At 37.1% G+C, this 14497-nt stretch carries 10 protein-coding genes; 1 reads left to right on the top strand and 9 read right to left on the bottom strand.

All coding sequences use genetic code 11. The annotated features are described in order from the left end of the window. Positions 1-57: 57 nt before the first annotated feature. Together ACOCEA_RS01655 and ruvB are read right to left on the bottom strand one after the other, a co-directional pair. Entirely contained in the window at positions 58-2874 is a 2817-nt protein-coding gene (locus ACOCEA_RS01655; protein ID WP_420754454.1) for a hybrid sensor histidine kinase/response regulator transcription factor, read from the bottom strand. A 90-nt stretch (positions 2875-2964) separates the two neighbouring features. After that, a complete protein-coding gene (ruvB, locus tag ACOCEA_RS01660) occupies positions 2965-3987 on the bottom strand; it encodes a Holliday junction branch migration DNA helicase RuvB (RefSeq protein ID WP_420754455.1) in 1023 nt (340 codons plus the stop codon). Between the two features lie 84 nt (positions 3988-4071). Here ruvB and ACOCEA_RS01665 point away from each other — a divergent pair, with 84 nt between their 5' ends. Continuing rightward, entirely contained in the window at positions 4072-6336 is a 2265-nt protein-coding gene (locus ACOCEA_RS01665; RefSeq protein WP_420754456.1) for an acyl-CoA dehydrogenase family protein, read from the top strand. Here ACOCEA_RS01665 and ACOCEA_RS01670 read toward each other — a convergent pair. The 7 genes from ACOCEA_RS01670 to nrfD form a co-directional block, all read right to left on the bottom strand. Next, positions 6333-7157 carry a GIN domain-containing protein gene (locus ACOCEA_RS01670; protein WP_420754457.1) on the bottom strand — a complete coding sequence of 275 codons (825 nt, stop codon included), beginning with the start codon at positions 7155-7157 and terminating at the stop codon, positions 6333-6335. The genes ACOCEA_RS01665 and ACOCEA_RS01670 overlap by 4 nt on opposite strands. A 122-nt stretch (positions 7158-7279) precedes the next feature. Continuing rightward, positions 7280-9103 (bottom strand): cytochrome c oxidase subunit I, encoded by a 1824-nt coding sequence (locus tag ACOCEA_RS01675; RefSeq protein WP_420754458.1) that lies wholly within the window; start codon positions 9101-9103, stop codon positions 7280-7282. A gap of 55 nt (positions 9104-9158) precedes the next feature. Then, entirely contained in the window at positions 9159-10262 is a 1104-nt protein-coding gene (locus ACOCEA_RS01680) for a cytochrome c oxidase subunit II (protein ID WP_420754459.1), read from the bottom strand. A 30-nt stretch (positions 10263-10292) separates the two neighbouring features. Continuing rightward, positions 10293-11627, bottom strand: coding sequence for a quinol:cytochrome C oxidoreductase (locus tag ACOCEA_RS01685; protein ID WP_420754460.1), 1335 nt, complete (start codon positions 11625-11627; stop codon positions 10293-10295). Between the two features lie 15 nt (positions 11628-11642). Next, positions 11643-12203: a c-type cytochrome gene (locus ACOCEA_RS01690; RefSeq protein WP_420754461.1), complete on the bottom strand. Its 561-nt coding sequence runs from the start codon at positions 12201-12203 to the stop codon at positions 11643-11645. A gap of 2 nt (positions 12204-12205) precedes the next feature. Beyond that, positions 12206-12736: a DUF3341 domain-containing protein gene (locus ACOCEA_RS01695; RefSeq protein WP_420754462.1), complete on the bottom strand. Its 531-nt coding sequence runs from the start codon at positions 12734-12736 to the stop codon at positions 12206-12208. 2 nt (positions 12737-12738) lie between these two features. Further along, positions 12739-14481: an NrfD/PsrC family molybdoenzyme membrane anchor subunit gene (gene nrfD / locus ACOCEA_RS01700; RefSeq protein ID WP_420754463.1), complete on the bottom strand. Its 1743-nt coding sequence runs from the start codon at positions 14479-14481 to the stop codon at positions 12739-12741. Positions 14482-14497: the final 16 nt, after the last annotated feature.

The following is a 14497-nucleotide window of genomic DNA, read 5'->3' on the forward strand; positions in this document are numbered from 1 at the left end:
AATTTGTTGCATTCTAATTTAAAGAACTGAATACAAGTAACTTATTGTCATATAAATTTAAAGGGTTGCTACTTCACTTGGAGAGGTACCAAATTTTTCCTTGAAAGTTTTGGCAAAATAGGAGAGATTTGAAAACCCAACGGTATAGGCAATTTCAGAAACATTGCCCGTTTTGTTCTGAAGAAGTTGGTAGGCGGTATTCAAGCGAATTTCAGAAATAAGTTGGTTGGGAGATTTATTGATCAAGGCCTTCAACTTTCGATGCAACTGTGCCCGACTGAATCCCACAGTGCTAGCAAGAAGTTCCACGGAAAAGGAGGCATCTTCCAAATTCTCATTGATGACCTTAAACACTTTTCGAAGAAATTCATCCTCCATGGAATTTAATTGGAGTTCATCCACCAGCAAACCATCTGTCTCCTTTACCTTCTCCCAAAGTTTTTGCCTTAAACCAATCAGGTTTTTTATGCGTACCAATAGCTCATCTGGGGCGAATGGTTTGGTCAAATAAGCATCGGCACCTTGATAAAGACCCTCCATCTTATTGTCCTGTCCTGCCTTTGCCGTTAATAATATGATGGGAATATGACTGGTCTTACTATCGGTCTTCACTGTATTGCACAATTCAAAACCGTTCTTTTTGGGCATCATAACATCGCTTATGATTACATCTGGAATTTCTGCCATGGCAATCCTTTCACCTTCCTCTCCATCTTTGGCCGTTAAGACTTGATATTGGCCTTGTAAAATACTTCCCATGTAGGTCCTTAGGTCCTCATTATCTTCCACAATCAATGCGATTGGGAAATCCGTTGTTGACGGACTACTACCATTTTCCATTGCCTTGTTAGTGGTTTCTACCCGTCCTTGACTGAAAGTAAGGGGTTCTTTACTATCTACAATAAGGACAGATTTTGGGAGAGCTTTCAATGATATGGGAAGTTTTACGTGAAATGTAGTCCCTTTTCCTAATGTACTTTCTACTTTTATCTCTCCTTCATGCAAATCGACCAACTCCTTGGTCAATGCCAATCCAATTCCCGAACCCTTACTTTCCGAACCTTCCACTCTATAAAAACGATCAAAGACATTGGGAAGATCTTCTTCTGATATTCCATTACCGGTATCAGATACCGACAAATGAAGATATTCATCAACAAAATCAACGGAAACCGTCACCTTTCCGCCTTTGGAAGTATACTTTAATGCATTGGACAATACATTTTGTACTATTTTCTGCAACTTATCTGAATCAAAATACCCTATTTTAGATTCCGCATTAATACTGATATCATATTTAATCTGAGAGCGCTCTGCCATGCTTTCAAAAGAAAATATCATCCACTTTATAACTGGGACAATATCATTTTGGGTAACAGAAAGTACTGTCTTTCCACTTTCCAATTTAGAAAGCTCCAATAGCTCGTCTACCAAGGTTTGTAGCCGAAAGGAGTTTCGTTCCACAATATCGAAATCCCTTTTACTCAGGGTTATAACTTCTCGGTCACTTTGATTCTGCAAACTTTTGGCTTTGGATAAAGGAGCATGAATTAACGTAAGCGGCGTCCTGAACTCATGGCTGATATTTGTAAAGAACCTTGATTTTACTTCATCCAAGTCCTTCATCCGAAGTATTTCTACCCGTGAACGTTCCGCTTCCAACTTTTCTTGTTCGTTTTGTTTGGCAATAGTCTGCCTGCGATATGCTATTCCAAAGGAATAGATAATTATTTGGAGGAAAACTCCAGTTGCAAACGGATCGAGCCTAAAAGGAGGAGTCAGGATTCCCATGGACCAAAGGGTACCTATTATCAAGGCAAGACTCCCAACTATAGATCCAATTCCAAAATACCTAGCAAACAAATCCTTTTTTGTAAAAAGAAAAATGGAAAGCATGAAGCTGGCAATGGCATAAATATTAAGTATGATGTAATGAAAACCAACACCAGTAAAATATGTTTGAGGGTTCTCAATTAGTACAAAGACTGTCACTACTAAAATTTCCACCAATATGAACAGTGCCAAAATGAGCATTATCCTATCTAGTTTTGGAAACTTTGTTCTCGAGTTAACAAATTCTCTACCAAAAAACCAAAAAGAATAAAAAATCCCATTGGCGATTAACATCCAAGTTATGTAACGGAACTTACCCAAACCCCCAATGATAAAACCAACAGTCATCGCTTGGGTTAAGGTGCAGAAAGCTAACCAAATACAAAACCATAGAAAGATAGATTCACGTAAGTAAATGTATTGTAGGAGATGATATACCAGAATGATAAAGGTTATCCCAAATAAAAATATATTGAAACCACTGTGAAATTGATCAAACTGATGGTAATACGGTTGATCAGGACTTCTGGCAGTCAAATTGAAATAGGCTGGATATCCCATAGCGTTTCCTTTGACCTTAATAACCAGTTCAACTACCTTATTGGCGGGTAATGAATCAAGCAAAATGGCATTCATAATCCAATGTCCCTTGTACGCTTTTTCTCCTTTTGGGTATTCAGCTCCGGTTCTTTGATGAAATATTAGTGCATTATCCACATACCCATAGACATCAACGGTTCCATTACTTTTGGTCCATGCCGGCGGACCGATCATTTTATCCTCAAAATGTAAGGTCCAACCAACCAGTGGTTCCTTTGTTTTTACATTGAGTTTACCCCAATAAGTGGTGCCCACTTCCAAAAAACGCGGTAGTTTATCACCTTTTAAAAAATAAGAAGCAGGGTCTTTAAGTAATTTTTCTGGAGTTAATGTATTGTTTGAATCTGGATATACTTTTAGGATATGGTCCAAGGAATGTACCGGGTAGAAGGTGTCCAATACATATATATTTTCTTGTGAAAGACCCACGAAAGTCTTCAAAAGACAAAGAAAAAGTATATAATGAAAGAAACGCATTTATGGCAAACCGATTAACGAGGTTTGCTACAAGATAAAAAGAAAAACGAAAGTTTAGAACAACCCCGGTTGTATTCCCCCCTTAATTCTTCCCAAATGTTTGTATGCCAACTCCGTTACCTCCCTACCTCTAGGCGTTCTCATAATAAACCCTTGTTGAATTAGGAAAGGCTCATAAACCTCTTCAATAGTTTCTGCACTTTCAGAAACTGCCGTTGCTAAGGTAGTAATACCAACTGGGCCACCTTTAAATTTGTCAATTATGGTTACTAAAATTTTATTGTCCATTTCATCAAGACCATGCGCATCCACATTTAATGCTTTCAACCCAAATTTTGAAATTTCCATATCAATATTACCATTACCCTTAATCTGGGCAAAATCCCGGACTCTTCTTAACAGGGCATTACAAATACGTGGTGTTCCCCTGCTTCTACCCGCTATTTCTATAGATGCATCATTGGTAATAGGGACCTTTAGAATTTCAGCACTTCGCTGAACAATAGTGGAAAGTAATTCTGTATCGTAATATTGTAACCTACTTTGTATGCCAAATCGTGCTCTCATAGGTGCCGTAAGCAAACCAGAGCGTGTTGTGGCTCCAATTAGAGTAAATGGATTAAGGTTAATTTGAACCGTACGGGCATTTGGACCCGTCTCTATCATGATATCAATTTTATAGTCTTCCATTGCAGAATATAGGTACTCCTCTACAATAGGGCTTAACCTATGTATTTCATCAATGAATAAGACATCTCGTTCCTCAAGGTTGGTTAACAAACCTGCCAAATCCCCAGGTTTATCCAAGACAGGGCCAGAAGTGATCTTTATGCCAACACCCAACTCGTTTGCCAATATATTGGCCAATGTAGTTTTTCCTAACCCTGGAGGGCCATGAAACAAAGTATGATCTAAAGCCTCTCCTCTCTGGTTAGCTGCCTCTACAAAAACTTTTAAATTTTCAAGCACCTGTTCCTGACCGGTGAAATCATCGAAGGAGACAGGTCTTAATGCTCTTTCTATATCTACTTCTGCATCTGAAAAATGCGCTCCGGATGGATCTAAAAACTCGTTCATACACTAACAAAGATAGTCAAATAGTTCTATGGCAAGAATGGTTTATTCACTTCAATATTAACAGATAAATCGTAAATTCATATCATGGAAAAGATAGCTTACCCACAAGGAATACTTCAATACATTCCTTTTTTTTATGTGATTTGGTCAGATGATTTAGTATCCGCTTCGGAAACTAATGTAGTTCAAAATGCCATACAGAAGGATGACAGTTTGAATAAAGATGAAAAAGAACAGCTTAAATCATGGTTACATACCGATAATCCACCAGCAGAAAATGTATTTAAGAATTGGAAATATGTGATTTCATCTTCTAATGTGAAGTTAATAGAAAGCGTGAATTATCCGTTAGCTACTTTTAGTCAAAAAGTAGCTTCCGCACATCTAGTGTCATACCCCTTTAACAATCATCTAAAGGACATAGAAATTAATTTAGGCATACAACCCAATCATTATAATCATTTGTTCAACGTTGCGGTAGAACATCATGGTATTTCTAATTTATACGATAGTACATTGATTGATGCTATTTTAAATGGAGATCACGCGGAAACTATAAATCAATTTAGAACAATTCTTAACGAGCCAATATTTAATTGGGGTATACATAGAAATAAGGATGCGTTTCGAGAAATTGTTTTAAAGCAGATAAAAAACCTGGCATTAAAAGGATATGGTGCAATGGCTTATCCTGAAGCTTATGGCGGTACGAACAATATGGAAGGTTATTCCAAAATCTTTGAACAAATGATGTATGTTGATGGAAGCATGGCAATTAAATTTGGGGTACAATTTGGGCTTTTTGGAGGGAGCATCCAAAAATTAGGTAGTAAAGAACAGCATGATAAATATTTAAAGAGAGCTGGGACAGCTGAACTATTAGGGTGTTTCGCTATGACCGAAACTGGGCATGGATCCAATGTACGTGGCATTAAGACCACTGCCACATATGATAATAAAACTGACAGTATAGTTATGCACACCCCAGGCAAAAACGACAATAAAGAATACATTGGAAATGCCTTACATTCTAAAATAGCCTCAGTTTTTGCACAATTAATAGTCAATGGAAAAAATGAAGGCGTACATGCTATTCTTGTTCCCTTAAGAGATGACAAACACAAAATTTTACCGGGCATAACCATTGAGGACAATGGTTATAAATTGGGATTAAACGGTGTGGACAATGGTAAAATTTGGTTTAATCAGGTTCAGGTACCTCGAGCCAATCTTTTGAACAATTTTGGCACTATTACAGAAAATGGCACATATTATTCAGAGATAAAAAACCCAAACAAACGATTTTTCACTATGTTGGGCACCTTGGTGGGCGGCAGAATATGTGTAGCTCGTGCAGGATTAGGAGGTGCGAAAATGGGCTTGGCCATTGCCATAAAACACGCCTTAAAAAGACGGCAGTTTAATGACAATAAAAAAATACAAGAGGATTTATTGATGGATTACCCTACCCATCAACTGAGATTGATACCCCTAGTAGCCAGTGCGTATATATATCACATAACATTGGATAAAATGATGTCTGTTTATTGTGATGAAACACAACCTGACAAACGAAAAGTGGAAACCCAAGTTGCAGGGTTAAAATCTGTTATCACTTGGTATGCCAATAATACGCTCCAAGAATGTCGTGAAGCCTGTGGTGGAAAAGGGTATTTAATAGAAAACCGAATTGCGGACCTAAAAGGCGATGTTGATATTTTTACAACATTTGAAGGCGATAATAATGTGTTGCTACAACTTGCTGCCAAAGGTGTACTATCCGACTTTAAGGCTGAATTTAATAGTGCAGGATTCTCATCGGTTCTAAAGTTACTCAGCCAGCAGCTAAGTGATAAACTTGCAACTGTAAATCCATTATATGCCAATAAGGTGGATAAAGACCACCTGTACAACCCTAAATTTCACAAACACGCCTTTGAGTACAGGACAAGAAGATTAACATATACCTTGGCCATGCGCATAAGGGATTACATTAAAAAGGGGGTTCCTTCTTACCAGGCCTTCTTAAAAGTACAGACCCATTTAATAGCATTAGGCAAGGCCTATAGTATAGAACTTGCTTATTCTACTTTTACTGACTTTACAGATACTATTAACAGCCAAGAACACAAAGAACTATTCCAAAAATTAGCTACGCTATATGCCTTGTTTGAAATCAGAAAAGATGCCTCTTGGTATTTAGAACAAGGATATATTGGAAGTTCAAAATCGAAAGCGTTAAGACAACGAGTAGAACGTTTGTGTACAGAACTGCGTCCTCATATCCATGAACTTATTGATGGTTTTGGGATTCCAGAGCACTGCTTAACCGCCCCTATTGCAAATTAGTTTTCCTTATGTAACTGTGAGGTATCCAAGAAATCCAATATTGTAATTTTTGGATTTCCATACAAACTAGTTTTCGAAGAACCTCTGGATGATAATTGAAAATCAGTAGTTACAAAAACATAGGCACTTGGTGAATCCTCCGATACTAGAACTGTAGCATTTGTTTCTAACTTTTCTGCCTTTAAGTTACTATTACCATATAGTTTAGCCATTACCCTTTCTACATTACCTTCTAACTTAGCAGAGGCATTTTTATACATGTAAATGGTATTGCTCTCTCCTGTAGCATACACCTTAACGTCTATACGATCCTTTAGCGTTAGATTTAGTGAATCACTTGCAACATTAAAATCACCAGAACTAATACCCTCCATTTCTATATTAATAATGCTAGCAGTTGCATTCAATTCCAACCTCGCAGTACCACTAGTTTGTATATCTAATTTATCAGAAGTGATCACATCGTTCATACTAATTTCCCCATTGTTCATAGATAGCCTATCTAATTCGGTATAATAGATTGTTATATTTAATCGTTTTTTTGTTGTGATATTGTAGAATGAGGAAATTATCAAAGTACTATCCGCAACCTTAAATTTGAGCACATCTAACAAATTATCATCAGCCTCAACCATATAACCTTCATTAGAAGATTTTTGTAACACAACTTCTAAGTCATCTTCTAATTCAATGGCACTAAAAGGTGGTAGATCCTCACGGACTTCCACAACGTTTCTATTTCCCTTAATCTTTGGCTTTCGCTGACCAAAAGATTGAAAACCTACTAATATTAAAAACAATATAACCAGTTGCCTATTCATATATTAAAATGTCGTTTAGTGTAATGTTAGAATAAAAATACGGAAACTATTTCTGATCTATTGTATCAAAAAAAATGCCCAATTGAATCAATTGGGCATTTTTCTAAACTTCTATCTGAATTTTAATGATTCAATTCCTCTTCATCAACCTGTAAAGGTATATTTTGAGGTACAAAATCCTGACCTGGAATAATATACTCACCATTTTCATCAACCTTACTATAATCATAAGCCCATCGATGAACTTCTGGAATGGCGCCTTCCCAGTTTCCATGGATATGCTTTTGTTCAGCTGTCCACTCAAGGGTATTAGACTTCCATGGGTTCTTAGGACCTACTTTACCGTAGAAAATACTATATATAAAATTAGCAATGAACACTAATTGTGCAGCACCTGCAATAATTGCAAATACTGTCATTAATACCTGAACATCCGTAAGTTCATCAAACATAGGAAACGCGGTATTTTCATAATATCTTCTAGGAACACCGGCCATACCCACAAAGTGCATTGGGAAGAATACCCCATAAGCGCATATTGCGGTAATCCAAAAATGCACATAACCCAAGTTCTTGTTCATCATCTTACCCTCGAACATTTTAGGGAACCAATGATAAACACCGGCAAAAAGACCATAAAGTGCGGAGATACCCATTACCAAATGGAAATGTGCTACTACAAAATAGGTATCGTGCACATTAATATCCAATGTACTATCACCTAATATAATACCCGTTAAACCACCTGTGATAAATGTAGATACCAAACCAATAGAGAACAACATAGCAGGGTTTAACTGTAAGTTACCCTTCCACAATGTAGTTATATAGTTAAAAGCTTTAACCGCAGATGGAATTGCAATTAATAAGGTTGTAAATGTAAATACTGATCCCAAGAAAGGGTTCATACCAGAAATAAACATATGATGTCCCCATACTATTGTGGACAAGAATGCGATAGCCAAAATAGAAGCAACCATAGCACGATATCCAAATATAGGCTTACGGGCATTTGTAGACATTACTTCAGATGTAATACCTAAAGCAGGCAATAATACGATGTAAACCTCAGGGTGACCCAAGAACCAGAACAAGTGCTCGTAAAGAACTGGTGAACCTCCTTGATAATGCAATACCTCTCCTTGAATGAATATATCCGATAAGAAAAACGAAGTACCAAAACTTCTGTCCATTATCAACAACAAAGCTGCCGATAATAACACTGGAAATGATATAATTCCAATAATAGCAGTTACAAAAAATGCCCAAATAGTAAGCGGCAACCTAGTCATGGACATGCCTTTAGTCCTAAGGTTTATTACTGTAACTACATAGTTTAATGAACCAAGTAAGGAAGAAGCGATGAAAATAGCCATAGATACCAACCATAAGGTCATTCCCATTCCAGAACCTGGTTGCGCCATTGGCAGTGCACTCAATGGAGGATAAATTGTCCAACCTGCAGCTGCAGGACCAGCCTCGACAAACAATGAAATAAGCATGATAACACTTGATGTAAAAAACAACCAATATGAAACCATATTCAAAAATCCTGATGCCATATCCCTAGCACCAATCTGTAATGGAATTAAAAGGTTACTAAACGTACCACTAAGACCAGCCGTTAGAACAAAAAAGACCATGATAGTACCGTGAATGGTAACTAACGCTAAATAAATATCGGCATCCATGACACCATCTGGTGCCCATTTACCAAGAACGGCCTCAAATATTGGAAAAGACTCTCCTGGCCATGCTAATTGCATTCTAAACAATAGAGACATCGCAATACCTATAAAGCCCATAATCAATCCAGTAATTAAATACTGTTTTGCGATCATTTTATGATCTTGACTAAATATATATTTAGTTACAAATGTCTCCTTATGATGATGCCCATGATCTTCGTGTGCGTGACCATCTACATGTGCTGTTACTGCTGACATAATCGGTTTTTTTATTTAAATATTCTTTTTCTAGCCTAATTTTAAAATACTTTATTTAATGCGCTGACGAAATTCCTTCAACAGTATTAAAAGCAGGTGCTGTTTCATCCTTTAAGACAGTCTCCTTAAATGTCGACTGACTGTCAACCCATTTATTGAAATCCTCTTCAGACTCTACAATAATCTTCATTTGCATATTATAGTGGGATTTTCCACAAATTTTATTACAAAGTAAAATATAATCAAACTCCCATGGATCTAAAATATCCTCTCCACCAGCAGACTTTTCAGCCCTAATTTTATTCGTCCTTTTTACCTTGTCAACAACATCCGGGTTTTGTCGCATTTCCTCGGTAGTGTAAATTGGGGTAAAAGAAAATTCTGTAATCATACCAGGCACACAGTTCATCTGAGCTCTAAAATGGGGCATATAAGCAGAATGTAATACATCTTGTGAACGCATTTTAAAATTCACTTTTCTACCAACAGGCAAATGAAGTTCTTTTACTATAATATCATCCTCGGCATAAGTATCAGACTCATCCAAACCTAATACGTTTGCACGATCAATATCAATCATCCTCACATTGGCTCCACCCAAAACATTATCATCACCAGCGTATCTAGCTGTCCAGTTAAATTGCTGCGCATAAAGTTCTACTACCAATGGATCGTCCTCATCATTAATATCCATAATATTAGTCCATGTATATAATCCCCAAAGAATTAAACCTGCCAATACCACCACTGGTATAATGGTCCAAATGAACTCCAACTTATCATTATCGGCATAGAATAAGGCCTTTCTGCCCGTTTCACCTTTATATTTAAAACTGAAATAATGTAATAAGGCCTGCGTAAGTGTCTGAACGATAAAAATAATCACAAAAGACATCAGCATTAAGCTGTCATACTCCGCACCATGTTCAGATGCAGCATCAGGCAATAAAAATTTAGTATATTTCCAAAAGCTGAAAATTGTTATTCCATAGATAAAAATCAAAAACGCGAACATTAGATACCCGTTGTTCTTGTTGTCTTTATCTGATGCTATTTCAGAATGTTCCGTTCTAAGCTGAGACAATTCAAATATTTTGGTCATTTGCCAAATAGCAATTGCCACAAGAACTAAAACAGCTAAAGTTAATAATGTCGTCATTGTATGCTTTAATATTATACTTTAAAACTACTAATAATGAAAGTGTCTACTTTCTTCAATAAATGGATTTCTCTTAGGTTGTAGCGGTACTGTTGAAAGTGCCCTGAACACCCAGAAAATAAATAAACCCGCAAAAAACAATACCGAACTAATTTCAGATAAACCAATATACCATTGGTCTCCAACCGTTGAAGGCATTATTGCATTAAAAATATCCATATAATGACCAGCAAGAATTACTATACCAGCCATAATCACGAACCAATTAATACGTTTGTAATCACTATTCATCAATAAAAGAACAGGAAACAAAAAGTTCATTGCCACCATACCAAAGAATGGCAATTTATAATCTTGTATTCTTGTAACATAGTACGTCACTTCCTCCGGTATGTTTGAATACCAAATTAACATGAATTGAGAAAACCATAAATAAGTCCAGAAAATACTTATGCCGAACATAAATTTTGCTAAATCGTGTATATGACTATCGTTTACATCCTGTAATAGACCTTTAGATTTCAAATAAATGGTAACCATTGCAATAACAGTAATTCCAGACACAAACATACTTGCAAAAATGTACCAACCAAACAAAGTACTAAACCAATGTGGGTCTACACTCATTATCCAATCCCATGACATTATAGATTCAGATATAAGATAGAATACTAGAAATGCTGCTGAGATTCTAAAGTTTAATTTAAAATTAGAATTATCATCTGATTCATCTTGTTGAAGTGATAATTTTCTTGAATATTCCCTATAAGCGATCCAACCACCCAAAAAGATAGCTGCTCGTATTAAAAAGAATGTTGGGTTTAAATATCCCGCTTTACCTTGAAGCAGTTCATCATGCGCTACAACATCCGCATCCATCCACACGAATAAGTGGTTCATGTGCAATACGGATAGCACTAAGATCACAAAAACTATAATCCCACCTGGAACCAAGTAAGACGTAATTCCTTCCATTACCCTAAACAACAATGGTGACCAACCAGCTTGCGCAGCACGTTGTATTGCGTAAAAAGCCAAAACACCTAAAGCAATCATCATAAAGAAAAATGCAGCAACATAAAGCGCAGCCCATGGTTTATTCTGTAATTGATGAAGTAAATGCTCATCATGTGACGCATCATGGGATTCTCCGTGTGCCGCCTCTACCCCATGGTCATTTGCTCCCATATCGTGTGCATCAGCAGAGGAATGACTTTCACCATGACCATCTTCATGACTAGCAACCAATGCCTTTGCTTCCTCTACAGTTCCAGGTGCCATAACAAAACCTCCTATTATGCCAAGAAGTCCTACAGCCATTAAAATAATGGATCCTATCTTAAGTCTATTTGATAACGTATACATAGTATTCTTTACCTGTTATTTGGTTAAATCTTGTTTCAACTTCATTACATATTCTGAGACCTGCCACATTTCAGTTGTATTCATTTGAGAGGCATAAGAACCCATAGAGTTTAATCCGTATTGAATCGTATGAAAAGTAGTTCCCACGGTAATATTACGTGCAGGATCATCATAACTTGGCACACCTAAGATTTTCTCCCTTTTCACCAAAGTTCCTTGACCTTTACCTTTATCCCCGTGACAAATGGCACAATATATTGAATACAATTGTCCTCCTATGGCCAAATTCGTTTCAGATGCCGTTGAATCTAACACACTACTATTCAATCTTGCCAACTCCTTTCCCTCAGGTGTATTTTCTATCTCATAAGGCAACCAACCTCTGTTGATTGTATTGGCAGGTGGTAAAAGAGCCTCAGATTCAGATGGTAGAAAACCAACTTTACCATAAGTTTCATATCCTACCGATTCGTACATATTAGGCATATACTGATAGTTTGGCTTGCTATTATCCTGACAAGCCGCAAAAAGTATGACCAAACATAATACTGCTACTATTTTTGTAAAACTGTTCATATTTAATGACTGCTTTTTTCTGATATACTAATTTCAACGGCACCTGTATCTGCCAATAAATCTTTTAACTCCTGCTCATTATTATGAATCTCTATTTCCATAAGAAAATGATCATCGGTAGTCCTAACATCCGGATTCTCTGCTTCTTTAAATGGCCATAATCTACTTCTTAGGTAAAATGTGATAACCATTAAGTGCGCAGCAAAGAAAACAGTTAGCTCAAACATAATTGGCACAAAAGCTGGCATGTTTTCCAAGTAACTAAAGCTAGGCTTACCACCAATATCCTGAGGCCAATCCTCAATCATTATATAATTCATCATCAATACGGCAACCGCAAGACCAACGCAGCCATACATAAACGCTGTAATTGCAATACGTGTCGGTGCCAATCCCATTGCCTTATCTAAACCATGAACTGGAAAAGGACAATATACTTCCTCAATGTGATGTTTAGCGGCCTTTACCTTTTTCACAGCATGCATAAGCACGTCATCGTCGTTGTAAAATGCCTGAATAACTTTAGATGCCATATCTACTTTTTGTTATTTAATACTTTAGCCTGTCCTGCCCAATCGTCACGTTGTGCCCTTCCTGGGAACGAACCTGTGATAGAATCCAACAAGTTATACTCTCTTTCTGTCATCCTAGCAACCTGGGCAAATGAAAATATTCCAATTTGGTTTAGGGTTGCTTCCATTTGTGGACCTATTCCTTTTACCTTCTTAAGGTCATCAGCAGTTTCTTTGGTTGGGTCAAAAGTCCCAATAGAACTTAAAAGCTCATTAACACCAACTTTATCACCTTCTGAAGGAACCACCTCTCCCATTATAACATCATCAGTTATTGATTCCTTAACCATTACTTTAGCGGTAGAAATTTCATAAAGAGGTTTACCAGCGTCCCTTAAATTTTTAAATCGTTCACCAGAAGATTTCAAAATAGATTTAACCTCTGCCTGTGCAATTACAGGGAACGTTCTAGAATACAATAAGAACAGCACAAAGAAGAAACCTATTGTTCCAATAAAAATTCCTATATCTACAAATGTTGGTGAGAACATGGTCCAAGAAGAAGGAAGATAATCCCTATGCAAAGAGGTTACAATAATAACGAATCTTTCAAACCACATTCCAATATTTACAACAATTGAAATAAAGAAAGAAAACATGATACTAGTCCTTAATTTTTTGAACCACATAAACTGCGGAGAGAACACGTTACAGGTCATCATTGCCCAATATGCCCACCAATAAGGTCCAGTGGCCCTATTTAAGAAAGCATATTGCTCATACTCAACACCGGAATACCATGCCATGAACAACTCGGTGATATAGGCACAACCAACTATAGAACCTGTAATCATAATTACAATATTCATTAGCTCTATATGTTGTACAGTAATATAAGACTCTAGATTACATACTTTACGCATGATAATCAACAACGTATTCACCATTGCAAAACCAGAGAAGATGGCCCCAGCAACAAAATATGGTGGAAATATCGTCGTATGCCAACCTGGTATTACAGAAGTGGCAAAGTCAAAGGATACAATAGTATGCACAGAGAGTACCAGTGGCGTTGCCAATCCGGCAAGAACTAAAGACACCTCTTCAAATCGCTGCCAATCCTTAGCACGACCACTCCATCCAAAACTTAACAAACTATAGATTTTCTTTTGAAACGGAAGTACAGCCCTATCGCGAATCATAGCAAAATCTGGCAACAAACCTGTCCACCAAAACACTAATGAAACAGATAGGTATGTTGAAATTGCGAATACATCCCACAAAAGTGGTGAGTTGAAGTTCACCCACAAAGAACCAAATTGATTTGGTATAGGCAATACCCAATAAGCCAACCATGGCCGACCCATATGAATGATTGGAAACAAACCAGCCTGAACTACAGAGAAAATAGTCATTGCCTCCGCAGAACGGTTAATTGCCATTCTCCATTTTTGACGGAATAACAATAATACTGCGGAAATTAATGTTCCTGCATGACCAATACCTACCCACCATACAAAGTTGGTAATATCCCATGCCCAGTTTACAGTTTTATTAAGACCCCAAGTACCAATACCAGTTGATACCGTATAAATAATACAACCTACCCCCCAAAGAAATGCCACTAAGGCAATAGAGAAAACAATCCACCAATGTTTATTGGCCCTGCCTTCCACAGGAGCGGCAATATCCACGGTAACATCGTGATAACCTTTATCTCCGGTTACTAGGGGTTTTCGTATAGGTGCTTCGTAATGCGACGCCATAGACTTCTATTATAAT

The organism is Maribacter luteocoastalis (assembly GCF_048890225.1).
Classification (GTDB): domain Bacteria; phylum Bacteroidota; class Bacteroidia; order Flavobacteriales; family Flavobacteriaceae; genus Maribacter; species Maribacter luteocoastalis.